This is a genomic window from Azotobacter tropicalis (assembly GCF_059739045.1).
Genome location: NZ_AP046059.1, coordinates 1,974,785 through 1,999,457 on the forward strand (window position 1 = coordinate 1,974,785; position 24,673 = coordinate 1,999,457).

Genomic DNA, 24,673 nt, shown 5'->3' on the forward strand with positions numbered 1-24,673 from the left:
CTCCTTAATAAATATCGATTGAAGGTGGATGGAAGCCGAAGCCGCCACGGCCCTGTCGGGCGATCGGGTGGCCTCACGGAAAGTGAGGATAATGCGGCAGGTGTCGCATTGCCGGCAACCGGCGATTTGCCGCGGCGGACGCTGCCCGTCGGATGAAGCGCCCGGTAGACTCGCGGCAAGGACCGCAAGGTCGCCGCTCCCACTCCCGGTAGTGCCCATGCAGATCGACGAAGAACTGACCTTCAAGAAGCTGGAAATCTTCCTGGCCTTCATGCGCAGCGGCAACCTGTCGCGCGCCGCCGCCGAGCTGGACACCAGCACGGTCAGCGTGCACCGCGCCCTGCACTCGCTGGAAAACGCCCTGCGCTGCCCGCTGTTCCGCCGCGAGGGGCGCCGGCTGACGCCCCTGGAAAGCGCCCTGGTGCTGGAGGACCGCGCGCAGAAGCTGGTCGCCGACATGCTCGACACCGTGCGCCTGACCCGCGAGGCCGCCGGCTTCTCCGCCGAACGCTTCAAGCTCGGCGCGCTCTACTCGCTGACGGTGAAGACCGTGCCGCAGCTGATCATGGGCCTCAAGCTGCGGCGCAGCACGCTGAACATCGACCTGATCCTCGGCTCCAACATCGACCTGCTGTACAAGCTGAAGAACCTCGAACTGGACGCCATCCTGGTCTCGCTCAACGACAGCGTGGCCGATCCGGATTGCGAGTCGCTGCCGCTGTTCCGCGACGACATCTTCCTCGCCGTGCCGGTCGACTCGCCCTTCGCCGCGCAGGCCGAAGTCGATCTGGCCGAGCTGCGCGAAGCCACCTTCATCACCCTGACCCAGGGCTTCGCCACCCACCAAGATGCCCTGCGCGTGTTCCGGCAGGCCGGCTTCGCGCCCAAGGTGGCGATGCAGGTCAACGACATCTTCACCCTGCTCAGCATGGTCAGCTCCGGGGTCGGCTACGCCCTGCTGCCGGGGCGCATCGCCGCGGTGTACGAGAACCGCGTGCGGCTGATTCCGCTGCAGGCGCGCTACCGGATGCAGCAGCAGATCGGCGTGGTGTTCCTGAAGAGCCGCGAACGCGATCCCAACCTGCTCGCCCTGCTCGCCGAGTGCCGGATGTACGCCACGCGCCACGCGGGCTGAAAACGACAGGCGCCGCACGGAGCGGAGCCTGTCGAGCGCCTGGGCGGCGGTCAGAAGAAGAACAGCGTCAGCAGCACGAACCACGGCAGCAGGATGGCGCACGACCAGCCCATGTAGCCGAAGAAGCTCGGCATCGGCACGCCGCGCTGGTCGGCGATGGCCTTGACCATGAAGTTCGGCGCATTGCCGATGTAGCTCAATGCGCCCATGAACACCGAGCCCATGGACACCGCCAGCAGGGTCTTCGGCAGCTCGTTCATCATCACCTGCGCGTCGCCGGAGGCCAGGTTGAAGAACACCAGGTAGGTCGGCGCGTTGTCGAGGAAGCCCGACAGCATGCCGGACATCCAGAAGTACATGGCGTCGATCGGCGAGCCGTCGGGATGGGTCACCGCCGCCACCAGCCCGGCCATGCTGCCCTCGCTGCCGGCACGCAGGATGGCGAGCACCGGCACGATGGTCAGGAAGATCCCGGCGAACAGCTTGGCGACCTCCAGGATCGGTCCCCAGTCGAAGTCGTTGCCGGCGCGCACCTGCTTCGGCGTGATCTTCAGGGACGCCAGGGCCAGGCCCAGCATCAGCAGATCGCGCACCAGGTTCTGCAGCTCGATCGGCGTGCCCATCACCGTGAAGGCGACGCCCGGCTTCCAGACGCCCGACAGCAGCACGGCGCCGACCACCCCGCCGAGCAGCAGGAAGTTGACCGTGCCATGGAGCTTGAGCGGCGAGTCCGGCGACGGATCGCTCGGCAGCAGCTCGTCCTCCCGGGCGTAGAAATAGCGGTCGACGAAATAGAAGACGGTCAGCAGCGCCAGCGTCGACAGCAACACCGGCAGCAGCATGTGCTCGACCGTCCAGAAGAAGCCGACGCCCTTGAGGAAGCCGAGGAACAGCGGCGGATCGCCCAGCGGGGTCAGCCCGCCGCCGATGTTGGCCACCAGAAAGATGAAGAACACCACCACGTGCACGCGGTGCTTGCGGTTGTCATTGGCGCGCAGCAGCGGGCGGATCATCAGCATCGCCGCCCCCGTGGTGCCCATCAGCGAGGCCAGCGCCACGCCGATGGCCAGCAACGCGGTGTTCAGCCGTGGCGAGCCGTGCAGGTTGCCCCAGACCAGAATCCCGCCGGAAATCGTGTAGAGCGAGAACAGCAGGATGATGAACGGCAGATACTCGGCGAACAGCGCATGGACGATCACCGCGACGGTATCGTGCAGGCCGAAGATGAAGGCGAACGGAATCAGGAACAGCAGCGTCCAGAGCGCGGTGATCTTGCCGAAGTGGTGGTGCCAGACAGAGGCCGCGAACAGGGGAAACAGGGCAATCGACAGCAGAACGCCGACGAAAGGAATGCTCCAGGCCAGACTCAGGCTGGCGCCATCGACTTCCGCCGCAAACACGAGTCCGGGCGACAGAAGCAGTACATATAAAAACCGGCTCAGGATCGACTTCATCAACCGATTCTCCAGAAAGAAATTGATTACGGATGTCCGACACTTTGCGGGCCGCGCATGGACTCGAAGCGACAACCCAATAATCGGAGCGGGTCTTCTTCGTAAAAGCAGGATTTGCGCCAGATCAATATGGAAAGTGCCATTCGCGGCGAAAATTCGTTTATCGATGATCCGCTCCACGACAGCCATCCGCCTGCTCGGCCATTGCCGCTCGCCGGCGGCAGGCAAGCCTGCGAAGCCGCGCCAATGGCCGTGGTTCCTGGCCCGCAGCATGGCAGCCACTCGGCAACGGCCCTGCAGAACCGGCAACTGCGGCCATACTTGGAAATCTCTGCCGCCCCCGCTATACGGCGTATCGAATAGCAGCGAAGTTCAACGCCGGTCTTGTATGAAAAGTGCCGTCGCCAATTAAGACCGTATAAAAAAATGGCTGGAACGAAACAGGCGTAAATATCCACTCGGTATCTACGGGTTTAGTTTTCCGTTATTGCCGCTCCGACTTTTTCATATACCCACTAACTGGTTCGAACGAATTTCGTTCGAACCCTTTTGAAACCCAAAAAATGGCCGCCTCGCGGCGGCCGAAAGTTTCGACGGTAACGGGCGAAACGGGCGCTCAGCCGAACAGGCCGCGCATCATGAAGTACAGCAGCGACGGGCCGAGCAGACAGCCGAGGGCGGTGTAAAAGGCCGCGGTCAGGCAGCCGTAGGGCACCAGCTTCGGATCGGTCGCGGCCAGCCCGGCGGCCACGCCGCTGGAGGTGCCCATCAGCCCGCCGAAGATCACCGCCGAGCGCGGGTTGTTCAGCCCGATCAGCGGCGCGACGAAGGGCGTGACCACCATCACCGCCATGGCCTTGATCAGGCCGGCGGCGATCGACAGGGCCATCACTTCCGAACTGGCGCCCAGCGCCGCGCCGGTCACCGGGCCGACGATGTAGGTCACCGCGCCGGCGCCGATGGTGGTCAGGCTGACCGCATCGGTGTAACCGAACACCAGCGCCACGCTCACCCCGGCGATGAACGAGACGAAGATGCCGAACGCCAGCGAGATCACTCCGCTGACCCCGGCCCGCTTGAGCTCCTCCGGGTTGACGCCGAAGGCGGTGGCGATGATCGCGAAGTCGCGCAGCATGGCGCCGCCGAGGATGCCGATGCCGGACAGCAGCGGGATGTCCACCAGGCCCTTCTGGCCGCCGGTATAGAGCCCGCCGAAGTAGGACAGCAGCAGGCCGAGGAGGATGGCGATGGCCGAGCCGTGCAGACGCCCCCGGGTGAATTTCGCGGACATCCAGTAGGAGATCCACATGGTCGCGCCGATCACCGCGAAGCCGCTGATCAGACCGTAACTGGTGAGTACCTTGGTCAAGGTTTCAGTGATCATGGCGCTTACCTCTGCACGCTGGCGGTGGCTTGGGCGGCAGTGCCCGACTCATGCGGCTTTTTTTCGGCGGTGTCCGGGCGACCGAGCTTGTCCAGCACCGGCACCATGGCGAAGCTCAGGCCGACCGCCAGCAGACCGGCGAGGATCGCCATAGGGCCGCTGCTCAGCGCGCCGACCACGTTCTGCTGGGCGGCCATGGCGACCACGATGGGGATGTAGATGGCGCTCCAGAACTCGATGCCCTGCTCGGTCTTGCCGGCGAGCAGGCCGCGCTTGCTCAGATAGCCGCCACCGAAGATCAGCAGAATCATGGCGATGCCGACACCGCCGACATTGGAGGGAACGCCGAGGAGCACGCCGAGCAGGTCGCCGATGAACAGGCCGGCCAGGGTGCAGATGGAGAGCAAAGCAACACCGTAGATGATCATTGTTATTGTCCTGTCTGGAAAAATATTGTTCTTGTCGTGCAGGCAGTGGCGGTCAGCGGTCGAGGCAACCCTCCTCGCGCAGCAGCGCGTCCAGCGTGTCGAGGCGGGCGCCCTGGAAGGCGACCACGGCGCCCTGGCGGATCACCCGCCGCGCCAGGCCGCTGAGCACCGTGCCCGGCGACAATTCGACGTGCAGGCGCACCCCACGCTCGTAGGCATTGCGCAGGGTACCCCGCCAGTCGACCACCCGGCACATGTTGAAGGTCAGGTCGTCGCGCAGCGCCTCGGGGTCGAGCACCAGGCGCGCCGAGCTGCCGCTCAGGTAGCGCAGTGCCGGGCGGCGCAGCGTCACCCCGGCGAAGGCCTCGGCCAGTTGTGCCGCCGGCTCGGCCAGCAGCGCGCAGTGCGAGGGCACGCTAACCGCCAGGCGCCGCGCCGCGCCGGCGCCGCTGCGCCGGGCCAGCTCGCCGACCGCGGCCATCGCCGCCTCGCTGCCGGCGATCACCAACTGGTTGTCGGCGTTGATGTTGGCCAGGAACACCGGGCTGTCCGGGCCGTTGACCCGCGCCAGCAAGGGCTCCAGCTCGGCGATGCCCAATCCCATGATGGCGGTCATGCCGTAGCCGCCCGGCCAGGCCCGCTCCATCAGCTCGCCGCGCAGGGCCACCAGACGCGCGGCATCGGCCAGCTCCAGCGCGCCGCCAATCACTGCCGCCGGATAGGCACCGATCGACAGCCCGGCGACGTAGTCCGGCCGCGCGCCGCGCGCCAACAGCAGCCGGGCGCTGGCGACTCCGGCGAGCAGCAGGCAGAGCTGCACGGCGCGGGTCGAGGCCAGGGCCTCGGCGCTGTCCAGCGCCAAGACGTCCTCACCCAGCGCGTCGCCGGCCTCCTCCAGGCAGGCCCGCACCAGGGGCTCGTCCGGCAACTGGTGGAGCATGCCCGGCTGCTGGGCGCCCTGCCCGGAAAAGGCGAACAGACTGCTCATGCCGCCACCTCCCGCCAGGGATCGCCGACCAGCCGCGCGCCATTGCCGGCCTTGAGCAGCACCCGCGCCGCAGGGCTCGCCCAGTCGCGCAGGGCGATGGCGCCGGCCGGGGTTTCCAGTTGCAGGTCGACCCGGCACGGCAACCGCTCCAGCCGCTCCACGAGGGCCTGCGCCTGCCGGCGCTGCAGCGGCCGCGGCACGCGCAGCAGCAGGTCGAGATCGCTGTCCTCATGCAGCACCGTCACGCCGGTGGCCAGCTGGTAACCGGCGCCGCCGGTCACCCCCCAGGCCAGATCGCGCTGGCGGCACAGCGCATCCAGTTGCGGCTGCAGCAGGGCCAGGGCGCGCAGCGGCGCGCAGAGGCCCTCCCGTTCCCCGCCGCCGATCAGCTGCTCCGGCGGCACGCAGCGGCGGACCGCCGCCTGCGGCATCCAGGTGGCGTGGCGCCGCTCGCGCCCGTGCCCGCGCACCCCCACGGCGATCCAGCCGTCGCGCGCCGGCGCGCGACGCACCACCACCGGCAGGCCGGCGGCGAGCACCGCGCGGGCCCAGGCCGGCGCACCGGCCTCCAGCCAGTCGGCGCTCGCGCCCCAGAGCAGGTCGTGGGGCCGGGGCAATCCGTCCGTCCCGCGGTGCATCGTCGTTTCGCCCATGACAGCCACCCCGCGGCCTACCACTGTGCCCGCAACAGCTCGCGTACCCGGCGCGAGGCGGCGCGGTTGGTTGCGCCGAGACGACCGCGCAGATCGCTGCCGGTGGCGCGGATGTCGGCCTCGGCCTGTTCCAGGCAGGCCCGCACGCGCGCCAGATCCTCCGCGCCCGGTTGCTCGATGCACTCCACCGACAGGCTTTCCCAGAGCAGACCGAGGGAGGCGTAGCTGTCCAGGTCGTAGGCCATCGGCGGCACCTGGGCGGCGAAGGCCTCCAGTTCGTCCACCGTGCGCAGGGTGACCCGCGCCGCGGACTCCTTGCCCATGGCGTGGACCATCACCCCCGGATCGCGCAGGGCGACGATGCGGTTGGCCTGGTAGCCGTGGGCGAGGAAGGCGCCGGACATGGCCTTGCCGACCAGCAGGGCGATCACCGGATGCCCGGCCAGACGGGCCCGGGCATAGCCGTCCACCGCGCCGGCCAGCGCCTGGTGGATGCCGTAGGCTTCCTCGCGGCGGCCGTAGGCCTGGCTGGGCACGTCGACCACGGCGACCACCGCGCGCTTGACCGGCGCGTCACGGTCGGCGGCGATCACCTCGTCCAGCGCGCGACCCAGGCTCCAGCCTTCGAGCAGGCCGACCTCGCCGCTGCGGGCGCGCGGAAAGCGGTTGTCGGCATCCGGCACCACGGCGATATAGCGGGCCGGGCGGCCGGCCAGCGGGGCGTCGACCACCTTCAGCGAGGCCGGGTAGCCCGGCTGCCCGGCGGCGTCGGCGGTCAGGGCGCGCAGCCAGTTCAGGCCGCGTTGCGAAAGGGCGTTGCTCATGCCTGATCTCCTTGGTAGAGGGCGCGCACGGCGGCGGCGTCAGCTTGCGGGCGGGTGTCCACGCGCTCCAGCAGGTCGAGGAAACGCGGATACTGACGGCTGCGCGGCAGGGCGTCGCCGGGCCGGTCGAGAATGCCCAGCAGCCGCGCGCGGATGGCCTGCGCGTCGTCGGCGACGTAGGCATCGACCAGCCCGCAGGCGAAGCGCTGTTCGCCGCCGGTCAGGCTCCAGATGAACGGACGGTCGCGCGAGTCGTACTCCTCGATGCCGGCCTCCTGCTCGATCACCTGCGGGCCGTTGAGGCCCAGGCGCGCCTCGCGGGTCACCAGCAGATGGCTGCACAGCGCGGCGGCGATGGACATGCCGCCGAAGCAGCCCACGGGACCTGCGACCACGCCGATCACCGGCTGGTACTGGCGCAGCTCGACGATGGCGGCCTGCACCTCGGCAATCGCCGCAAGACCGAGATTGGCCTCCTGCAGGCGCACGCCGCCGGTCTCCAGCAGCAGCACGGCACAGGTCGGGATGCCGTTGCGGTTGTCCTCGGCGGCCAGCTCCAGGGCGCCGGCGATCTTCGCGCCGCCCACCTCGCCGAGGCTGCCGCCCTGGAAGCCGCCCTCGATGGCGGCGAGCACCGCCGGGCGGCCGCCGAGGCTGCCCTTGGCCACCACCACGCCGTCGTCGGCCTGGGCGACGATGCCCTGGGCCTCCAGCCAGGGCGACTTGAGCCGGGCGAAGGGGTCGAGCAGCTCGCGCAGGCTGCCCTGATCGAGCAGCGCGGCAGCGCGCTGGCGGGCGCCCAGTTCGACGAAGCTGCGGCTGTGCAGCAGTGCGTTCGGGTCAGTCATGGCTCAGCTCCTCCAGCGCCTGTTCCAGACGCAGGCGCACCACACCGGGGTGGCGCCGAAATCGTGGATGTCGACGTTCAGGGCCGGCGGGTTGCCGCCGGCGAACATGCGCTCGAACAGGTGGCGCCAGCGCTCGGCGCTGCCGTTCACCGAGGTGACCACCTGGATGTTCAGGCGACCGGCCGGGCCGGGCTCGAGCAGCACCTCCAGGTCGCCGGAACCGACGCAGCCCACCTGGGCGCGCTGGCGGGCCGGCTGGCCGGCTGGAAATTCGAAGGACAGGGTTTCCATAGTCACAGGCTCCCAAGCGGCGCCCCGAGCATCGGCTCCAGGCGGTCGAGGAATAAGGTGGCGGCGAGCAGGTCGGCGGCGCCGCCGGGCGAGGCGTCGAGGGCCAGCAGGTCGTGCTCCAGCGCCTTGAGGCAGCGGCGACCGGCCAGCGTGGCGCTGCCGCCGGCGTCCAGCACCGCGCGGGCGCCGTGCTGCATGCTGGCCAGCCCTTCCAGGCCGGCCCGGTGCAGCACGCAGGTATCTTCGAGCTGCGCCATGATCGCCAGCAGCGCATCCAGCTGCGCGTGGTTCTCGTCGAAACCGGCTGCGCGGCTGCGCCGGAGCTGCGGTAGGCCGTGCTGCAGCGCGCCGGGGAAGCCACACCGGGCCTCTTCCCGCGCACCGCGCACGCCGTAGCGCTGGCGCACGCGCTCGCCATGGCTGGGCGCCTGCGCCGGTATCTGCCGGTCCTCCAGCCGGGCCAGCCGCGCGGCGCGCAGGCTCACCTGCTGCGGCGCGGCCTGCGAGGGTTCGAGCGCGGCGGCGGTGACCAACAGGCCGAGTGCCCAGATCGCCCCGCGATGGGTGTTGACCCCGCCGGTGACCGCCAGCATCTGCGCCTCACCCTCGCGGCCGAGCCGGCCGATGGCCTCGCGCAGCGGCTGGCCGAGTTCGGCAATGGACTGCCCGGCGTCGGCCATGGCGTGGAAGGCCGGCCACAGCGCGTGCGCCGAGGCGTGCATCAGTTTCAGGTCGAGGTCGCGGTGCGCGCCGCTGCCGCGGCGGTCGACCAGCGCCGGCTTGGGCGACAGGTCGGCCTCGTCGATCAGCGCCTCGACGGCGAGGTCGGCGAGCCGCTCGGCCAGGCTCGGGCGCGCTCTTGCTGCAATGAATGCGCTCATCACCAGCTCCTGAACTTGGCGGGCGGGTTGTAGAGGCCGCCGGACCAGTCGACCAGCTCGGCGATGCTCTTGGCGGCGAGCAGCTCGCGGCTCGCCTCGGTGCGGCGGATGCCGAGATCCTCCGGCAGGGCGATCAGCCCCTCGCGGCGCATGCGCTCGGTGTCCTTCGGGTCGTGGCGCAGGCCGATGCTGGTGACGCCGGCCACCGCGGCGATCATCGCCCGGCGTTCCTCCAGCGAGCGCGCCTTGTACAGGTAGGCGATCCCCTCCTCGGTGAGCAGGTGGGTGACGTCGTCGCCGTAGATCATCACCGGCGCCAGCGGCATGCCGACCTTCTTCGCCACCTCGACCGCGTCGAGCTGCTCGACGAAGGTGGGTTTGCCGCCTTCCTGGTAGGTCTCGACCATCTGCACCACCAGCTTCTTGCCGCGCTCGAGCAGGGTCTCAGGCGTGGTCATGTCCAGCCATGCCGGGGTGGCGTGACGACGGCCGCGCGGGTCGTGTCCCATGTTCGGCGCGCCGCCGAAGCCGGCCAGGCGGCCGCGCGTCACCGTGGAGGAATGGCCATCGCCATCCACCTGCAAGGTCGCGCCGATGAACAGATCCACCGCGTACTGGCCGGCCAGCTGGCAGAGCATGCGGTTGGAGCGCAAGGAGCCGTCGCGGCCGGTGAAGAACACGTCCGGGCGCGCCGCCACGTAGTTCTCCATGCCCAGCTCGGTGCCGAAGCAGTGCACGCTCTGGACCCAGCCGGTCTCGATCGCCGGGATCAGCGTCGGGTGCGGGTTGAGGGTCCAGTTGCGGCAGATCTTGCCCTTGAGCCCGAGGCGCTCGCCGTAGGTCGGCAGGATCAGCTCGATGGCCGCGGTGTTGAAGCCGATGCCGTGGTTGAGCGACTGGACCTTGTGCTTCTCGTAGATGCCGCGGATCGCCATCATCGCCATCAGCACGTGCACCGGCTTGATGTGGCGCGGGTCGCGGGTGAACAGCGGCTCGATGTAGAACGGCTTGTCGGCCACCACTACGAAGTCGACCCAGGAGGCCGGGATGTCCACGCGCGGCAGGTCGCGCGGGTCGTCGACGATCTCGTTGACCTGGACGATGACGATGCCATCGGCGAAGGCGGTCGGCTCGACCAGCGCCGGGGTGTCCTCGGTGCTCGGGCCGCTGTAGATGTTGCCCTCGCGGTCGGCCATGAAGCCGGCGACCAGCGCGACGTTGGGGATCAGGTCCACCACCAGGCGCGAGTACAGCTCGATGTAGGTGTGGATGGCGCCGACTTCGAGCAGGCCGTCCTCCATCAGTTGGCCGATGCGCAGGCTCTGCGGGCCGGCGAAGGAGAAGTCCAGCCGACGGGCGATGCCGCGCTCGAAGAGGTCGAGGTGCTCGGCACGGCTGACGCTCGGCATGATCATGTGCAGATCGTGCAGCCGGCCGGGATCGGCCTTGGCCAGCGAGCGGGAGAGGAAGTCGGCCTGCTTCTGGTTGTTGCCTTCCAGCACCACGCGATCGCCGGGGGCGATCAGCGCTTCCAGGGCGGCGACGATTTTGTCGCTCGGCAGGACCACGCCCTCGGCGAGACCTCGCACCTGCTCGAGCCGCCGCAGCTTCTCGCTGCGCCGGCGCGACCACTGCGGCGGGGGGAAATTGTTGTTGTCATGCTTGCTCCACGGGTTCCGCTGTCGAGGCCTCACGGTAGGGCGCCGCCGGGAGCGTTCAATCAAGCTGGCCGGTCGTTCATTACTTTGAAGTTAACGATTAACCAGAATTTCCCGCTGGCAAGCCGTGCATGGCGCCGTCATACCTTGGTCTGGTCTATGGGGCGGGTACGGTTGTACAAAGTGGGACACTGCTATAAGTTCCTCGACAGGTTCGGTGGCGCGGCGTCCCTTACTACTGGTCAGGTACCCGGATGCTGCGCCGCTGGACCCGCCCCCCGGCTGTACGAGTCCCCTCATGAGTGCGTCCCCGGCCCCCATCCTGATCACCGGCGCCAGCCAGCGCATCGGCCTGTACTGCGCCGAACGGCTGCTCGACGCGGGCCAGCCGGTGATCGCGACCTTCCGCAGCGAGCGGCCGGGCCTCGACCGGCTGCGCGAACGCGGCGTGCCGACCCTGCACGCGGACTTCGCCGACGAAGCCGGCATTCTCGCCTTCATCGAGCGGCTCAAGGCGCATACCGACCGCCTGCGCGCCATCGTCCACAACGCCTCGGAATGGCTGAGCGAAGCAGCACCCGGCGAAACGCCCGGCGCGGAGGCGCAGACCTTCCAGCGCCTGTTCAGCGTGCACATGCTGGCGCCCTACCTGATCAACCTGCACTGCACCGAGCTGCTGGAGCGCTCGAACCCGGCGGACATCGTGCACATCGGCGACGACGTGACGCGCAAGGGCAGCGCCGCGCACATCGCCTACAGCGCCAGCAAGGCCGGCCTGGACAACCTTACCCTGTCCTTCGCCGCGCGCCTGGCGCCGCGCGTCAAGGTCAACGGCATCGCCCCGGCGCTGATCCTCTTCAAGCCGGAAGACAATGCCGAGTACCGCACCCGCACCCTGGCCAAGTCCGCCCTCGGCATCGAGCCGGGCGCCGAAGCGGTCTACCTCGGCCTGCGCTATCTGTTGGACAATCCCTACGTCACCGGCACCACGCTGACGGTCAATGGCGGCCGTCACCTCAAGTGAGTGCCACTTCCCAGCGACAGGATGGAGCAAGGCTATGCCGCGACTGGAGCCAGGCATGGCGCGGATCCGGGTCAAGGACCTGCGTCTGCGCACCTACATCGGCATCAAGGAGGAGGAAATCCTCAACAAGCAGGACGTGCTGATCAATCTCACCGTGCTCTACCCCGCCGTGGACGCGGTGCGCGACAACGTCATCGACCAGGCGCTGAACTACCGGACCCTGACCAAGGCGATCATCCGCCATGTGGAAGAGAACCGCTTCGCCCTGCTCGAGCGCCTGACCCAGGAGATCCTCGACCTGGTGATGGGCTACTCGAGCGTGCGCTACGCCGAGGTGGAGGTGGACAAGCCCCACGCCCTGCGCTTCGCCGAGTCGGTGTCGATCACGCTCGCCGCCCACCGCGAGGCCTGAGCGGGCCCGCCCGGACGCGCTGGTGAGGGCCGCCGGCAGCGCGCTATGATCGCGCCCGGCGGCCGCCGCGCCGGCCGTCTACTTTCTACCTCTACCGACGACCGTCAGCCGGGGAACCACGATGACCGAAGAACAACGCATCGAACTCGAAGCCGCCGCCTTCCGCCGCCTGGTCCAGCATCTGCGCAGCCGGCCGGACGTGCAGAACATCGACCTGATGAACCTCGCCGGCTTCTGCCGCAACTGCATGTGGAAATGGCTGAAGGCCGCCGCCGACGACCTGTCCATCGACCTCAGCGTCGAACAGGCGCGCGAGGAGATCTACGGCATGCCGTACGACGAGTGGAAGAGCAAATACCAGAAAGAGGCCAGCCCCGAGCAGTTGGCGGCCTTCGAGAAGAGCAGCAAGCAATGACCGACCTGAACGACTTCCGTGCCCGCCTGCGCAGCGGGGAGCACGCTTTCGCCGACACCCTGGCCTTCGTCGCCGGGCACTACGACTACCGGCCGAGCGCCTTCGCCAACGGCCCTGTGGAGAACGCCGCCGGGCAGAACGAAGGCTCCTGCAAGACCCTGGGCCTGGCGCTGCTCGAGGGCCTGAGCGACGAGGAAGCCCTGCTGGCCTTCGGCGAGCACTACCGCGCCGTGCTGGCCGATCCGGCCGGCAGCGACCACGACAACATCCGCGCGCTCATGCGCAGCGGGCTGGCCGGCGTGCGCTTCGAGAGCCAGCCGCTCGGCCGCAAGGGCTGAGCCGGGCCGGACGGGAACCGGGGGCGAACGCCCCCGGAAACCGCCGGTTCACTGCAGGGTCTTGCCCTGGTATTCGCCGTTGAGGGTGTTGAGGAAGGCGACGATCTTGCCGACCTCGTCCTTGGACAGCTTCACGCCGACCTGGTACTCCGCCATCTTGTCGACCGCCTCTTCCAGGGTCCGGGCGCTGGCGTCGTGGAAATAGGGCGCGGTCAGCGCGACGTTGCGCAGGGTCGGCACCTTGAAGCGGTGCATGTCGTGCGGGTCCTTGGTCACGTTGTAGCGCCCGCGGTCCACCTCGCTGAGGTTGCCGCGGTCGGCGAAGTAATCCTTCTTCACCCCCATCAACTCGAAGGACTGGCCGCCCATCGCCTCGCCCACGTGGCAGGTCGCGCACTTGGCTTCCTTGAACAGCGCATAGCCTTCCTGCTCCACGCGGCTCAGCGCGTCGTGCTGGCCCTTGAGGAACAGGTCGAAGCGGCTGTTCGGCGTGACCAGGGTCTTCTCGAACTCGGCGATGGCGTCGGTGATGTTCTTCGCGGTGATGCCGTCCGGGTAGAGGGCGGCGAACTCGGCGCTCAGCGGCGCGTCCTGAGCCAGCTTGCCGACGATCTGCTGCCAGGAGGTCGAGGCCATCTCCAGCGGGTTCAGCGGCGGGCCGCCGGCCTGCGCCTGCAGGTCGGCGGCGCGGCCGTCCCAGAACTGGTGCAGGTTGAAGGCGGAGTTGAACACCGTCGGCGCGTTGATCGGGCCCTTCGAGCCGCCGACCCCGACGGATACGTCCAGGCGGTCGACCCCACCCTTGTCCAGGGCGTGGCAACTGGCGCAGGAGAGGCTGTCGTCGCCGGACAGCCGGGTGTCGTGGTAAAGCTTGTCGCCCAACGCGACCTTGGCCGGATTCACCGGGAAACGGGTGGTGATCGGCTGCACCGCCTCGTACTTGTAGGCGTCGGCGACCACGCCGGCCGGCTGCCGCTTCAGGCGCTCGGCCTTCACCCAGTCGAGCAGCACGCCCTTCTCCGCGTCGGACAGCCGGGAACGCCAGTGCATGCTCAGGTAGAGGTTCGGCGGCATGGCGTTGTCCTGCATCACCGACTCGATCTTGGCCAGATCCACTTCCGACACCGGCTGGCCCTGCTGCACGTTGGCCAGCAGCGCCTCGATGTTGAACTGCCGCTGGGCCAGGGCGATGTCCTTTTCCATCAGCTGCTTGGCGACCGGCAGGTCGGCATAGAACGGCAGTTCGCTGCTCCGGGTGTGGCAGTACTGGCAGCCGTTGCTGTTGAACACGTCGAAAGCCTGGGTCGTCAGCGGGTCCGCACCCTTCAGCTCGGCACCGGCCAGCCGCTGCTGGCTGAGGCGCGCGTCGAAGCGGTCGACGATGAAGACGGTGGCCAGGTAGCCGGCGACGCAGGCACCGACGACAAGGGGGAGCTTTTTCACGGGTCATCCTTTGCAAGGGGTGGGTAAAGGGGCAGCCGACAGCGTGGTGGCCGAAGCGCGGGGCTTCGGTTGTCGACTGAATCACAAATCGGATGAACGGAACCTTAACGTCTCCACCCCTGGCAAAGGAAATGCTTAAAGCCAATGCCATCCATAGACGGAGGCTATCTTTCTGTACAAAAAAGTAATTTTCATACTATCGAGGCAGCTACGCAGGGAAAACTCGTGAGGCAGGCAAGCCTGGGAGGGAAAGGCCGTAGTGCCGCCGCTGCGACGCGCCGCATCGCGGGCGTGCAGCGGGTGGGAAATAAAACGGCCCGGGCGTTATGCGCTGCGACAACCCGCCGCCAGGCCTGAAAGGGAGGAATAAAAGGGGGCCACCAAGTCAAGGGGAAGACTTCAGGGAGATGGAGGCCCCAACAAGCGTCGATTCGTTCTCAAATTCGATGAAGGCAAGTTACCTGTGGAATCGGGTTCGCGGAAATTTTCAAAATCAATCCAGCCGATAGGCGAACTCTATCGGACTCCGGCAGCGCTTTTCCTGCCCCGGCAAAGCCGGTAAGGTCGGCGCGAATTTGCCTCCGGAGTCCCCCATGCCCCCGTCCGTCCTGTCTGGCCCGCACTATCTGGGCGAAGGCCTGAAACTGGTCCTGAGTCCCGGCCTGCGCCTGTTCGTCCTGCTGCCGCTGGCGGTCAACCTGCTGCTCTTCGCCGGCCTGATCGGCCTGGCGGTACGCCAGTTCGAACACTGGATCGACTACCTCATGCCCAGCCTGCCGCAGTGGCTGGCCTTCCTCGACTACCTGCTGTGGCCGCTGTTCGTCGGTCTGGTGGTGCTGATGGTGTTCTTCACCTTCACCCTGCTGGCGACCACCATCGCCGCGCCCTTCAACGGCTTCCTGGCGGAAAAGGTGGAGGTGGTGGTGCGCGGCGAGGACCATTTCCCGCCCTTCCACTGGCGCGAGCTGTTCGACATGGCGCCGCGCACCTTCGCCCGCGAGTGGCGCAAGCTGAGCTATCTGCTGCCGCGCACGCTGTTCCTGCTGGTGCTTTCCTTCATCCCGGTGCTCAACCTGCTCGCCCCGCCGCTCTGGCTGCTGTTCGGCGTGTGGATGATGGCCGTGCAGTACATCGACTATCCGGCCGACAACAACAAGCTGTCCTGGGACGAGATGCTCGCCTGGCTGCGCCGGCGCCGCTGGCAGAGCCTGAGCTTCGGCGGCATCACCTACGCCGCGCTGCTGGTGCCGGGCCTGAACCTGCTGATCATGCCCGCCGCGGTGGCCGGCGCCACGCTGCTCTGGGTGCGCGAGGGCGGTCTGCCGGCCCATGCGTCGCGCTGACGGCGCCATGACGCTGCCGCGGACCGGTGCGAATCGCCGGCCGGGGGACGCCCCCGGCCGGTGCGCTCAAGCGACGATCCCGGCATCGCCCCAGCGCCAGCGTACCAGCGCCTGGACCTGGGTGCGGCTCATGGAGGGGCCGATCAGGAAAAACCGGTAGCCGGACACCGCCACGGGCCAGACCTTGCGCCGGGGGTGCTCCTCGGCAGCATTCAGGAGTTCGACGATCAGGGCCTGGTGCGCCCGCAGCGCGGCGAGCAGAGCGGGAGACGCGATGTCGTCCGCCGCCAGACGGTCGCCGTTCGCCGTCAGGGCGATGCCTTCGTCCCTCGCCCAGCGAATGATTTCGAACACATTCGTGCGAGGAGCATGGCTTTCGGAATGGCGAACCGGCGTGGCGGTTCGAGTGGCGGCCGGACGGCGAAACGGAGCAACGGAAATGGGCATGGAGGGCGCGTGCCTTTGCAGGATCGGAGACTTGGGAGTTTCAGGGATCTGTCGACGTTCTGGCCTGCGCCGCGTTGTCGCGCCCCCCGCTGGGACGCTGTCCGCCTGCCCCTCCCTGCTCGTCACGAATGACCAGGCTTCTCTCCGCGCTCCCTGCTCTGCGCCGGAAGGCGCCCGTCGCGGCCTGCTTCGGAACGTCGACAGCCCCCGCTGAAGTCGGCCCTCCAGTGTAACCCCGGACGAAGCGTCATTGGCAGTCGCCCCGTCCTTCTCTGCCGCCAGACTGACGGACGAGCGGTACGGGGAGCCCCTGCCCGTCACCGGAACGTCAAGCCTCCGTCATCGGTCTGACACATCATCGTCCGAGACTGACGACATGACTACCGTCCTGCATATCGCCCTGATCAGCGAGACCTTCCCCCCGAGGTCAATGGCGTCGCCAACACCCTCGGCCGGCTGTGCGCCGGACTGCGCGAACGCGGCCACCGTCTGCAACTGGTCCGCCCCCGCAGAGCGCCGACCGCGGCCGGCGCAGCGACGAGCAACTGTTGCTGACCCGCGGCTGGCCGCTGCCCGGCTACCCGGGGCTGCAGTGGGGCCAGTCGGCCACCGGCAAGCTGCTGCACCGCTGGAAGCGCGAGCGCCCGGACGTGGTCTACATCGCCACCGAAGGCCCGCTGGGCCTGTCCGCCCTGCGCTGCGCCAGACGCCTGGGCATTCCGGCGGTCAGCGGCTTCCATACCAACTTCCAGCAATACAGCAGCCATTACGGCTTCGGCCTGCTGGCCCGCCTGCTGACCCGCTACCTGCGCTGGTTCCACAACCACTCGCGGCTGACCCTGGTGCCCAGCGCCAGCCAGCGCATGGAACTGATCCGCCGCGGCTTCGAGCGCCTGGAGCTGCTCTCGCGCGGCGTCGACAGCCGCCTGTTCCATCCCGCCCGGCGCTCCGCCAGCCTGCGCGCCAGCTGGGGGGCGGGCGACGACGACCTGGTCGTGCTGCACGTCGGACGGCTGGCGCCGGAGAAGAACCTCGGCCTGCTCGGCAGCAGCTTCCGCCAGTTGCAGGCGGCCCATCCGCAGCGCCGGCTGAAGCTGGTGGTGGTCGGCGACGGCCCGCTGCGCGCCAGCCTCCAGCTGCAATGGCCGGAGGCCCACTTCTGCGGCATGCGGCTGGGCGAGGAACTGGCCACCCATTACGCCTCGGGCGACCTGTTCCTGTTTCCCAGCCTGTCGGAAACCTTCGGCAACGTGGTGCTGGAGGCGCTGGCCTCCGGGCTCGGCGTGGTCGCCTACGACCAGGCCGCCGCCGCCCAGCACATCCGCCACGGCCACAACGGCGCGCTCGCCGAGCCGGGCGACGAGCAAGACTTCGTCGAAGCGGCGAGCTGGCTGCTGGAAGACGAGGAGAGCCTGCGCCGGGTGCGCCTGAACGCCCGCCAGCACGCCAGCCACCAGGGCTGGGAGGCGATCGTCGGGCAGTTCGAGGATTACCTGCGCCGCGCCCTACAGCATCCTTCCGAACTCGTCGCCGGCCGCCCCAGCGTCGGCTGAGCGGGCCTCAGCCGCCGGCGGCCTCGGCCGCGCGCGCGCGCAGATAGGCCAGCACCGCCGCCTGGTCGCCGGAGAAGACGATGCGCCCGGCCTTGCTCTCGCGCTGGTAGGCGTACATCGGGTCGTAATATTCGCGCAGCAGCCCGACGATCCACTCGCGGTGCCGCGCGACGCCGCGCCCGGCCTGCTGCTCGGCGAGCGCCTCGGCCATGATCGCCGCCAGACGCTGGTAGCGTTCGCCGCCGAGCCGTTTGACGATGTTCGCCAGGCTCTGGGTGAGACGCGCGGCGAAAGCGGCGAAACCGGCCTCCGGCCCCTCGACGGCGACGAACTCGGCGCAGAGGTCGATCACGTAGTCGCGCAGGATGCGCTCGACGCGCCCCTCGAAGCTGTCCTCCAGCCAGACCAGCGGGTACTGCTGCATGCCCTGGTGCAGCTCCAGCGGCAGCGAGCAGCTGCCGACCAGGCGGCTCTCGTCCTCCAGCACGAACTGGCCGATACCGGCCGCGCGCTTTCTCAGGATGTCGACGGCCAGGCGGTTCTCGAAGTCGATCTGCGCCGGCTGCGGCGTGGCGCGCTTGCCGAAGCTGGAGCCGCGGTGATTGGCGTGGCCTTCGAGGTCCAGGCTGTTGCCGAGGGCGGCGATCACCTCGGTCTTGCCGGTGCCGGTGAGGCCGCCGACCAGCAGGAACTCGCACTGCTCGGTGGCCTGCCGGGTGGTATCGAGGAGAAAGTTGCGCATCGCCTTGTAGCCGCCGATCACCCGCGGGTAGTCGATGCCGGCCTCGGTCTTCAACCACTGCTGGACGATCTGCGAGCGCAGGCCGCCGCGGAAGCAGTACAGGTAGCCTTCGGGATGGGCGCGGGCGAAGTCCGCCCAGGCCTGGATGCGCTGTTCCTTGGTCTTGCCGGACACCAGCCGGTGGCCGAGCTCGATGGCCGCCTGCTGGCCGTGCTGCTTGTAGCAGGTACCGACCTTCTGCCGCTCGCTGTCGGTCATCAGCGGCAGGTTGAGCACGCCGGGAAAGGCGCCGCAGGTGAATTCCACTGGGGCGCGGGTGTCCATCATCGGGACGCCCTCAAGGAACAGCTGACGGTAGTCGGCGGTGTCGGCACGCATCAGAAGAGCACCTCGACCGCCAGACTCTGTCGCTCGACCAGCTCGCCGATCGGCGCCAGCGAGAGGCCCAGCTCGGCGGCCGTGGCGAGGAATTCCGCCTCACCCTCGGGACTCACCGCGACCAGCAGGCCGCCGCTGGTCTGCGGGTCGCAGAGCACCAGCTTGCACAGCTCCGGCAGCGGCGCGATGCGCGCACCGAAGCTGTCGAAGTTGCGCAATGTACCGCCGGGCACGCAGCCCTGCTCCAGGTAGTACTCCAGACCGGCGAAACGCGGCACCGCGGCGAACTCGACGCGCGCCGACAAGCCGCTGCCGTCGGCCATCTCGACCAGGTGGCCGAGCAGACCGAAGCCGGTGACGTCGGTCATCGCCTTGACCCCCTCGAGGCGGCCGAAACGGCTGCCGGGCTTGTTCAGGGTGCACATCCAGTCGCGCGCCAGGCCGATATCCTGGGCGCGCAGCTTGGCCTTCTTCTCCGCGGTGGTGAGGATGCCGATGCCCAGCGGCTTGGTCAGGTACAGGCAGCAACCGGCGGTGGCGGTGTCGTTGCGCTTGAGGAAGCGCTTTTCCACCATGCCGGTCACCGCCAGGCCGAAGATCGGCTCCGGCGTGTCGATGGAGTGCCCGCCGGCCAGCGGGATGCCCGCCTCGTCGCAGACCGACCGGCCGCCGGCGACCACCTCGCGGGCCACTTCCGGCGGCAGCGTGTTGATCGGCCAGCCGAGGATGGCGATGGCCAGCAGCGGGTCGCCGCCCATGGCGTAGATATCGCTGATCGCGTTGGTCGCGGCGATGCGGCCGAAGTCGAAGGGGTCGTCGACGATCGGCATGAAGAAGTCGGTGGTGGACACCACCCCGCGCTCCTCGTCGACGGCGTACACCGCGGCGTCGTCGCGCGAGGCGTTGCCGACCCAGAGTTTCGGATCGAGGTTCTGCGCGCCGCTGCCGGCGAGGATCACCTCCAGCACCTTGGGGGAAATCTTGCAGCCACAGCCGGCGCCGTGGCTGTACTGGGTCAGACGAATGGGCTCGCTCACGGGGCGTCCTCGGAGGGGAACTGAACAGGCGGCCAATTGTACCAAAAGCGTACCTTGGCGCCGCGCCGTGCCCGGCGTATGGTTCAGGAAAGCGGTACGGGGGACGACATGGGCAAGCGGGTGGCATTGGTACTGGGCTCGGGCGGCGCGCGCGGCTATGCGCACATCGGCGTGATCGAGGAACTCGAGGCCCGCGGCTACGAGATCGGCTGCATCGCCGGCTGCTCCATGGGCGCGGTGATCGGCGGCATCCATGCCGCCGGCAAGCTGCCGGAGTACCGCGAGTGGATCGAAAGCCTGGATTACCTGGGTCTGCTGCGCCTGCTCGACGTCACCTTCAGCATGGGGGTGATCCGCGGCGACAAGGTCTTCGCGCGCATCCGCGAGATCGTCGGCGAGGTGAACATCGAGGACCTGCCGATCCCCTTCACCGCGGTGGCCACCGACCTCACCATCCATCAGGAGGTGTGGTTCCAGGAGGGCTGCCTGCACCAGGCGATGCGTGCCTCGGCGGCGATCCCCAGCCTGTTCACCCCGGTGATCAAGGGCCAGCACATGCTGGTCGACGGCGGCCTGCTCAACCCGCTGCCGATCGTCCCGGTGGTGTCCAGCCACTGCGACCTGATCGTCGCGGTCGACCTCGGCTCCAACAGCCACAAGCAGTACCGTCTGCCGGTGAACGAGCGGCAGACGGCGCTCAAGGGGCGGGTCGACGCCATGCTCGACTCGCTCGGCTCGCGCCTGCCGTTCCGCCGCCGCGAGGGGGAAAGCGCGCCGCTGCCGGTGCCCGACCTGCGCGGCGAGCTGGGCGAGCCGCCCGGCCCGGATACGGAAAGCCCGCCGAAGTCGGCCAGTGGCGCCCGGGTGGTGGACTCCATGGGGCCGGCGACGCTGCTCGATCTGGTCAACCAGAGCTTCGAGGTCATGCAGACCGCGCTGACCCAGTACAAGATCGCCGGCTACCCGCCGGACATCCTGATCAACGTGCCCAAGCAGGTATGCCGCTTCTTCGAGTTCCACCGGGCGCCGGAGATGATCCAGCTCGGCCGGGAGATCGCCCGGGACAGCCTGGAGGCCTACGAGCGCGACCACGAGGCCTAGAGGCCGCTACGCCCGCTCCTCCCTCCGCTCCTCCTGCACAGTCTGATGCGCCGGCGCCTCGTCGGCCGACCGGGGCTCGCTCACCCAGTCGCAGAGCAGGCTGTAGGCCACCGCCAGCAGGGTCGGGCCGAGGAACAGGCCCATGAAGCCGAAGGCGTAGATGCCGCCGAACACGCCGAGCAGCACCACCACCAGCGGCAGGTTGCCGCCGCGGCTGATCAGGTAGGGCTTGAGCACGTTGTCCACGCCGCTGATCACGAACATGCCCCAGATGCCGAGGAAGATCGCGTAGCCGTAGTCGCCCTGCCAGACCAGCCAGGCGGTGGCCGGTATCCAGGCCAGCGGCGGGCCCATGGGAATCAGGCTGAGGGCGAAGGTGAGCAGGCCGAGCAGCAGCGCCCCGGGCACCCCGGCGATCCAGAAGCCGATCAGCGCCAGCACCCCCTGGGCCGCGGCGGTGCCGATCACCCCGTTGACCACCCGCTGCACGGTGGCGGCGACCAGCGCCAGGTAATGCTCGGCGCGCTCGCCGATCAGCCGCTCCAGCAGGCTCTGCACGAAGCGCTCCAGACGCGGCCCGTCGCGGTAGAAGAAGAACACCAGCACCAGGCTCAGCACCAGTTCCAGGAGACCGCCGCCGAGCCTGGCGCTGCGCGCCAGCAGCCAGTTGCCGACCTGGCCGAGGTAGGGCTTGAGCGTGGCGAACAGCGCCAGCCCCTGCTGATCGACGGCACGCCAGAGGTCGACCAGCTCGTCGCCGAGCAGCGGTATCCCGGCCAGCCACTCCGGCGGCGGCGGCAGCCCCTCGAGACGCAGGGTGTTGACCAGCCCGGTGAGCTCGCGGATGTAGTCGACCAGGTTGAAGCCGAGCAGCAGCAGCGGCACCGCCACCAGGACCACCCAGCCGGCGGTCAGCAGGCCGGCCGCCACCGACTCCCGTCCGTTCAGCCGGGCGGTCAGCAGGCGCATCAGCGGCCAGCTGGCGAAGGACAGCACGGCCGCCCAGAACAGCGCCGAGGCGAACGGCAGCAGCATCCACAGACAGGCGCCGAGCAACGCCACCAGCAACAGCAGGACCCACAGACGATCGTTACTGAACATTCGGATTCGCGGCTCCTTGGGAAGGACAGCGGAAAACAGGACTATAGGGACATTCTGCCGGCCGCGGATTGCAGGAGGAGCGACGGGCAAGCGCCGGCGGCGGGCTGGCCCGGCTCACGGCAGACGGCTCAGGCGCAGCCCGGCGACGGACGCCTCGTCCAGCTCCAGCCGCGCGGCGCGCACGCCGCGCTCGACCAGCGCATCGCGCCAGGCCGGCGCCTGCGCCCCGGCCAGGGCGACCCGCAGGGTGCTGTCGAGCATCAGGCTGCGCGCCAGCAGCTCGATCCAGGCCGCGCCGGGCTCGCCGTTCAGGCCGGGCAGCAGCAACTGGCCGTCGGTGCGCAGCTGGCGCAACAGGGTGGCCGGGGTCGGCAGCAGCTCGCCGAGCGCGCCGGCGGCGTCGAGCTGTTCGACATGCAGGTAGTCGCGGCGGTTGCCGCGGGTGATGGCGTACAGCGCCAGCAGGCTGTCGCGGCGCGGCGCGGCCAGGCGCAGCAGCGCGTAGGCCTGGCGCTCGTCCGGGCCGTACAGGCGGGCGTTGCCGAACACCGCATTGGCCCACAGGCTGCTGGAGCCGCAGTCGCGCCCCTCGCACCAGTAGAGCAACTCCGCGTCCTGCCCCAGCAAGGCCCCGCGGGCCTGGGCGAAGGCCTCGCCGGCGGCGTGTCCGACGGGCAGCAGGTAGGTCGCCGCGGTCAGCGCGCCCTCGGCCGATACCTCCTGCTCGTAGCGCAGGCGCCCGCTGATCCGCTGGATGTCGCCCATAGGATAACGGCGCTCCGCAGCGCCCTGGCGGAACTCGACGATCTCGGCGTGGGGAAAACGCGGCAGCCCCTCGAGATCGCGACTGCCCGGCAGGTCGGCGGCCAGCAAAGAGCTGCCGGCCAGCGCCAGGCAGCAGAAGGTGGTCAGACGCATCCGGCTCCTCGCAGGTCCGGCCCGAGGCAAGCGGCCGAGGCTTGGCTGAAGCGACCGCCCGGCGCCCTTTCCCGGGACGACCGGTCAGGACGCACGGAAGAAAGCCTGGAAAAGCTCCGCCACGGCCTGGGCACCGGCCTCGTCATCCAGGTGCAGGTGGTGTCCGCCGGGCAGCTCGTGCACCTCGAAGGATAGCTCCTCCAGCAGCGCCGCCACCGGCGGGCGCCCGGCCAGCAGTCCCCGGCGGGCCAGCACCAGGCTGACCGGACAGCGTACCGCGCGGACGAAGGCCTCGGCCTGGGCCGGGTCCAGGCGCAGCGCGTAAGGCAACCGCAGGCGGCTGTCGGCCCGCCAGGTGTAGCCGCCGGGCACCGGCATCAGGCCGCGCTCGGCGAGCCGTTCGGCGGCCTCGCGGCTCAGCGCGGCGACCCCGTGCAGACGCGCCTGCACCGCCCGCTCGATGCTCTCGTAGACCGGTTTGCGCTTGCCGGTCAGGGCCAGGTGCCCGCGCAGGGCATCGCCGAGCTGCAGCGGGGCCTCGGCGGCTTCCCGGGTGATCGGCATGCCGCCATCGATCAGCGCCAGCCGCTCGATGCGCTCCGGCAGCGCGCCGGCCAGCAGCACGGCGACGATGGCGCCCATCGAGTGGCCGAGCAGGGAGAAACGCTGCCAGCCGAGCTGCTCGGCGACCTGCAGCACATCGAAGGCATGCTCCCAGTGGCTGTAACCCAGGCCGGCCGGACGGTGGGCGGAATGGCCGTGGCCGGCGAAGTCCAGGGCGACGATGCGCAGCCCCGCAAGGCGCGGCGCCAGGCGGGAGAAGCTCATGGCATTGTCCAGCCAGCCGTGCAGGGCCAGCATCGGCCGGCCGTCCTCCGGTCCGTAGAGGTGGGCGGCCAGCTCGATATGCGGCAGATTGAGGCGAACCTCTTCGCAGTGCAGGGTCATGGAAGATCCGGGCGACAGGGGCGAGAGCCGCAGCATAACGGATACGGCGTCGGCACCGGCGGTTCTAGACTTACGCGACGACGCGGAGGCACAGAATGAGCGACGAGGCCGTTTCCCCCGAGCTGACCGCCCGGCGCCTGCAGGCGCTGCACGAGGACGGCTTCGCGCTGCTGCCCGGCGGGCTGGATGCCGGGCAGATCGCCGTGCTGCGCGACGCCATCGACCGCCTCCGGCCCGAACACTGGGACTACACCGGGCTGGTCGACCACTACAAGTGCGTGTTCAACCGCTCGCCGCTGTGGCTGCCCTACCTCGACCTGCCGGGGCTGATCGAGCTGGCCGAGGCCGCGCTCGGCGCCGACTGCCATGTGATCGGCCAGACCGCCTGGCGTTGCCATCCGGGCTTCATCGGCGCCGACCTGCACCTGGACTACCTGGTCATGGAGCTGCCGCCGGCCCTGCTCGCCGACCCGGCGTTCCGCCTGCCCATGCAGATCTGCACGGCGCACCTCTACCTCGACGCGATCGACGCGGACCTCTGCCCGACCCTGGTGATCCCCGGCAGCCACCGCGCCGGCCGCCCGCCCCGTCCGGACGAGCGGCACTGGCAGGGACGCGCGCCCGAGCCGGTGCTGTGCCGGGCCGGCGACGTGCTGTTCTTTCGCAGCGAGCTCTGGCACGCCGGCAGCCGCAACCGCACGCCGGACCGGACGCGCTACCTGCTGCAGGTGCACTACGGCAGGCGGATGGTGGCACAGAAGTTCTCGCCCTATCTGCACTGGCGCTTCAATCCGGCAGTGCTGGCCGCCTGCACGGCGCGCCAGCGGCGCCTGCTGGGCGACCACGCACCGGCGGAATACGACTGAGGGCGCCACCACCGCTCTTTTACCCACAAAGACTGTGGGCGCAACTGTGGATAACGTCGGGAT

23 protein-coding genes and 3 pseudogenes are annotated in these 24,673 nt (G+C 69.1%); 9 read left to right on the forward strand and 17 right to left on the reverse strand.

Translation table 11 applies throughout. The features are described 5' to 3' along the window. Window positions 1–217: 217 nt before the first annotated feature. Complete coding sequence (locus Atro_RS09225) at window positions 218–1,135, forward strand: LysR family transcriptional regulator (protein ID WP_497927338.1); 918 nt, start codon at window positions 218–220, stop codon at window positions 1,133–1,135. A 50-nt stretch (window positions 1,136–1,185) separates the two neighbouring features. Here the strand turns inward: Atro_RS09225 and Atro_RS09230 are convergent, their stop codons facing one another. From Atro_RS09230 to mdcA, 10 genes and pseudogenes are all read right to left on the reverse strand, one after another. Further along, on the reverse strand, window positions 1,186–2,589 hold the full coding sequence (locus Atro_RS09230) for a sodium:proton antiporter (protein WP_497927339.1): 1,404 nt from the start codon (window positions 2,587–2,589) through the stop codon (window positions 1,186–1,188). 616 nt (window positions 2,590–3,205) lie between these two features. Beyond that, window positions 3,206–3,970, reverse strand: a complete 765-nt coding sequence (madM, locus tag Atro_RS09235; RefSeq protein WP_497927652.1) for a malonate transporter subunit MadM — start codon at window positions 3,968–3,970, stop codon at window positions 3,206–3,208. Between the two features lie 8 nt (window positions 3,971–3,978). Then, complete coding sequence (madL, locus tag Atro_RS09240) at window positions 3,979–4,401, reverse strand: malonate transporter subunit MadL (protein ID WP_497927340.1); 423 nt, start codon at window positions 4,399–4,401, stop codon at window positions 3,979–3,981. A gap of 52 nt (window positions 4,402–4,453) precedes the next feature. Beyond that, a complete protein-coding gene (gene mdcH / locus Atro_RS09245; protein WP_497927341.1) occupies window positions 4,454–5,389 on the reverse strand; it encodes a malonate decarboxylase subunit epsilon in 936 nt (311 codons plus the stop codon). Further along, entirely contained in the window at window positions 5,386–6,027 is a 642-nt protein-coding gene (locus Atro_RS09250) for a malonate decarboxylase holo-ACP synthase (RefSeq protein WP_497927653.1), read from the reverse strand. Before Atro_RS09250 ends, mdcH begins: the two co-directional genes overlap by 4 nt. A gap of 32 nt (window positions 6,028–6,059) precedes the next feature. After that, window positions 6,060–6,866 (reverse strand): biotin-independent malonate decarboxylase subunit gamma, encoded by an 807-nt coding sequence (gene mdcE, locus Atro_RS09255; protein ID WP_497927342.1) that lies wholly within the window; start codon window positions 6,864–6,866, stop codon window positions 6,060–6,062. Then, the gene (locus Atro_RS09260) at window positions 6,863–7,714 is read right to left on the reverse strand and encodes a biotin-independent malonate decarboxylase subunit beta (RefSeq protein ID WP_497927343.1); all 852 of its coding nucleotides are present in this window, start codon (window positions 7,712–7,714) and stop codon (window positions 6,863–6,865) included. The genes mdcE and Atro_RS09260 overlap by 4 nt, the downstream gene beginning before the upstream one ends. After that, window positions 7,707–8,005, reverse strand: a pseudogene (locus tag Atro_RS09265) (malonate decarboxylase subunit delta). Before Atro_RS09265 ends, Atro_RS09260 begins: the two are co-directional and overlap by 8 nt. A gap of 2 nt (window positions 8,006–8,007) precedes the next feature. Continuing rightward, window positions 8,008–8,886 (reverse strand): triphosphoribosyl-dephospho-CoA synthase, encoded by an 879-nt coding sequence (locus Atro_RS09270; RefSeq protein WP_497927344.1) that lies wholly within the window; start codon window positions 8,884–8,886, stop codon window positions 8,008–8,010. Then, a pseudogene (gene mdcA, locus Atro_RS09275) lies at window positions 8,886–10,546 on the reverse strand (malonate decarboxylase subunit alpha). Before mdcA ends, Atro_RS09270 begins: the two are co-directional and overlap by 1 nt. Window positions 10,547–10,842: 296 nt before the next feature. Here mdcA and folM point away from each other — a divergent pair. From folM to Atro_RS09295, 4 genes are all read left to right on the forward strand, one after another. Then, window positions 10,843–11,568, forward strand: a complete 726-nt coding sequence (gene folM, locus Atro_RS09280; RefSeq protein ID WP_497927345.1) for a dihydromonapterin reductase — start codon at window positions 10,843–10,845, stop codon at window positions 11,566–11,568. Between the two features lie 34 nt (window positions 11,569–11,602). After that, the gene (gene folX / locus Atro_RS09285; protein ID WP_497927346.1) at window positions 11,603–11,980 is read left to right on the forward strand and encodes a dihydroneopterin triphosphate 2'-epimerase; all 378 of its coding nucleotides are present in this window, start codon (window positions 11,603–11,605) and stop codon (window positions 11,978–11,980) included. A gap of 121 nt (window positions 11,981–12,101) precedes the next feature. Continuing rightward, window positions 12,102–12,395, forward strand: coding sequence for a DUF1244 domain-containing protein (locus Atro_RS09290; protein ID WP_349615911.1), 294 nt, complete (start codon window positions 12,102–12,104; stop codon window positions 12,393–12,395). After that, window positions 12,392–12,733, forward strand: coding sequence for a HopJ type III effector protein (locus tag Atro_RS09295; protein WP_497927347.1), 342 nt, complete (start codon window positions 12,392–12,394; stop codon window positions 12,731–12,733). Before Atro_RS09290 ends, Atro_RS09295 begins: the two co-directional genes overlap by 4 nt. 48 nt (window positions 12,734–12,781) lie before the next feature. Here Atro_RS09295 and Atro_RS09300 read toward each other — a convergent pair whose 3' ends face one another. After that, on the reverse strand, window positions 12,782–14,176 hold the full coding sequence (locus Atro_RS09300) for a cytochrome c peroxidase (RefSeq protein ID WP_497927348.1): 1,395 nt from the start codon (window positions 14,174–14,176) through the stop codon (window positions 12,782–12,784). Window positions 14,177–14,769: 593 nt separating this feature from the next. Here Atro_RS09300 and cysZ point away from each other — a divergent pair. Then, a complete protein-coding gene (gene cysZ, locus Atro_RS09305) occupies window positions 14,770–15,519 on the forward strand; it encodes a sulfate transporter CysZ (protein WP_497927349.1) in 750 nt (249 codons plus the stop codon). A 66-nt stretch (window positions 15,520–15,585) separates the two neighbouring features. Here cysZ and Atro_RS09310 read toward each other — a convergent pair whose 3' ends face one another. Further along, on the reverse strand, window positions 15,586–15,873 hold the full coding sequence (locus tag Atro_RS09310; protein WP_497927350.1) for a hypothetical protein: 288 nt from the start codon (window positions 15,871–15,873) through the stop codon (window positions 15,586–15,588). 469 nt (window positions 15,874–16,342) lie between these two features. On the opposite strand from Atro_RS09310, the pseudogene Atro_RS09315 reads away from it, so the two are divergent. Continuing rightward, window positions 16,343–17,477, forward strand: a pseudogene (locus Atro_RS09315) (glycosyltransferase family 4 protein); the annotation flags it as partial. A gap of 49 nt (window positions 17,478–17,526) precedes the next feature. On the opposite strand, the gene mnmH reads toward Atro_RS09315, so the two are convergent. Further along, the gene (gene mnmH / locus Atro_RS09320) at window positions 17,527–18,639 is read right to left on the reverse strand and encodes a tRNA 2-selenouridine(34) synthase MnmH (RefSeq protein ID WP_497927351.1); all 1,113 of its coding nucleotides are present in this window, start codon (window positions 18,637–18,639) and stop codon (window positions 17,527–17,529) included. Next, window positions 18,639–19,676: a selenide, water dikinase SelD gene (gene selD / locus Atro_RS09325; RefSeq protein WP_497927352.1), complete on the reverse strand. Its 1,038-nt coding sequence runs from the start codon at window positions 19,674–19,676 to the stop codon at window positions 18,639–18,641. Before selD ends, mnmH begins: the two co-directional genes overlap by 1 nt. A gap of 108 nt (window positions 19,677–19,784) precedes the next feature. Between selD and Atro_RS09330 the strand changes: the two genes are divergently transcribed. Continuing rightward, window positions 19,785–20,777, forward strand: a complete 993-nt coding sequence (locus Atro_RS09330) for a patatin-like phospholipase family protein (RefSeq protein WP_497927654.1) — start codon at window positions 19,785–19,787, stop codon at window positions 20,775–20,777. 6 nt (window positions 20,778–20,783) lie between these two features. Here the strand turns inward: Atro_RS09330 and Atro_RS09335 are convergent, their stop codons facing one another. The 3 genes from Atro_RS09335 to Atro_RS09345 form a co-directional block, all read right to left on the reverse strand. Continuing rightward, on the reverse strand, window positions 20,784–21,878 hold the full coding sequence (locus Atro_RS09335) for an AI-2E family transporter (protein WP_497927353.1): 1,095 nt from the start codon (window positions 21,876–21,878) through the stop codon (window positions 20,784–20,786). A gap of 114 nt (window positions 21,879–21,992) precedes the next feature. Beyond that, window positions 21,993–22,796, reverse strand: a complete 804-nt coding sequence (locus tag Atro_RS09340; protein ID WP_497927354.1) for a DUF4892 domain-containing protein — start codon at window positions 22,794–22,796, stop codon at window positions 21,993–21,995. Between the two features lie 84 nt (window positions 22,797–22,880). Beyond that, window positions 22,881–23,744 (reverse strand): alpha/beta hydrolase, encoded by an 864-nt coding sequence (locus tag Atro_RS09345; protein ID WP_497927355.1) that lies wholly within the window; start codon window positions 23,742–23,744, stop codon window positions 22,881–22,883. A 95-nt stretch (window positions 23,745–23,839) separates the two neighbouring features. Here Atro_RS09345 and Atro_RS09350 point away from each other — a divergent pair, with 95 nt between their 5' ends. Next, window positions 23,840–24,610, forward strand: a complete 771-nt coding sequence (locus tag Atro_RS09350; RefSeq protein ID WP_497927356.1) for a phytanoyl-CoA dioxygenase family protein — start codon at window positions 23,840–23,842, stop codon at window positions 24,608–24,610. The last annotated feature ends 63 nt before the right edge of the window (window positions 24,611–24,673 follow it).

Excerpts from the sequence above, each read along its gene's own strand:
- mnmH (WP_497927351.1), bottom strand. The coding sequence starts at position 18,639 with ATGCGTGCCGACACCGCCGACTACCGTCAGCTGTTCCTTGAGGGCGTC.
- madL (WP_497927340.1), bottom strand. The coding sequence starts at position 4,401 with ATGATCATCTACGGTGTTGCTTTGCTCTCCATCTGCACCCTGGCCGGC.
- Atro_RS09290 (WP_349615911.1), top strand. The coding sequence starts at position 12,102 with ATGACCGAAGAACAACGCATCGAACTCGAAGCCGCCGCCTTCCGCCGC.
- mdcE (WP_497927342.1), bottom strand. The coding sequence starts at position 6,866 with ATGAGCAACGCCCTTTCGCAACGCGGCCTGAACTGGCTGCGCGCCCTG.
- mdcH (WP_497927341.1), bottom strand. The coding sequence starts at position 5,389 with ATGAGCAGTCTGTTCGCCTTTTCCGGGCAGGGCGCCCAGCAGCCGGGC.
- folM (WP_497927345.1), top strand. The coding sequence starts at position 10,843 with ATGAGTGCGTCCCCGGCCCCCATCCTGATCACCGGCGCCAGCCAGCGC.
- Atro_RS09350 (WP_497927356.1), top strand. The coding sequence starts at position 23,840 with ATGAGCGACGAGGCCGTTTCCCCCGAGCTGACCGCCCGGCGCCTGCAG.
- Atro_RS09250 (WP_497927653.1), bottom strand. The coding sequence starts at position 6,027 with ATGCACCGCGGGACGGACGGATTGCCCCGGCCCCACGACCTGCTCTGG.
- Atro_RS09225 (WP_497927338.1), top strand. The coding sequence starts at position 218 with ATGCAGATCGACGAAGAACTGACCTTCAAGAAGCTGGAAATCTTCCTG.
- Atro_RS09270 (WP_497927344.1), bottom strand. The coding sequence starts at position 8,886 with ATGAGCGCATTCATTGCAGCAAGAGCGCGCCCGAGCCTGGCCGAGCGG.
- Atro_RS09340 (WP_497927354.1), bottom strand. The coding sequence starts at position 22,796 with ATGCGTCTGACCACCTTCTGCTGCCTGGCGCTGGCCGGCAGCTCTTTG.
- folX (WP_497927346.1), top strand. The coding sequence starts at position 11,603 with ATGCCGCGACTGGAGCCAGGCATGGCGCGGATCCGGGTCAAGGACCTG.
- Atro_RS09295 (WP_497927347.1), top strand. The coding sequence starts at position 12,392 with ATGACCGACCTGAACGACTTCCGTGCCCGCCTGCGCAGCGGGGAGCAC.
- Atro_RS09330 (WP_497927654.1), top strand. The coding sequence starts at position 19,785 with ATGGGCAAGCGGGTGGCATTGGTACTGGGCTCGGGCGGCGCGCGCGGC.
- Atro_RS09230 (WP_497927339.1), bottom strand. The coding sequence starts at position 2,589 with ATGAAGTCGATCCTGAGCCGGTTTTTATATGTACTGCTTCTGTCGCCC.
- Atro_RS09345 (WP_497927355.1), bottom strand. The coding sequence starts at position 23,744 with ATGACCCTGCACTGCGAAGAGGTTCGCCTCAATCTGCCGCATATCGAG.
- cysZ (WP_497927349.1), top strand. The coding sequence starts at position 14,770 with ATGCCCCCGTCCGTCCTGTCTGGCCCGCACTATCTGGGCGAAGGCCTG.
- Atro_RS09260 (WP_497927343.1), bottom strand. The coding sequence starts at position 7,714 with ATGACTGACCCGAACGCACTGCTGCACAGCCGCAGCTTCGTCGAACTG.
- Atro_RS09335 (WP_497927353.1), bottom strand. The coding sequence starts at position 21,878 with ATGTTCAGTAACGATCGTCTGTGGGTCCTGCTGTTGCTGGTGGCGTTG.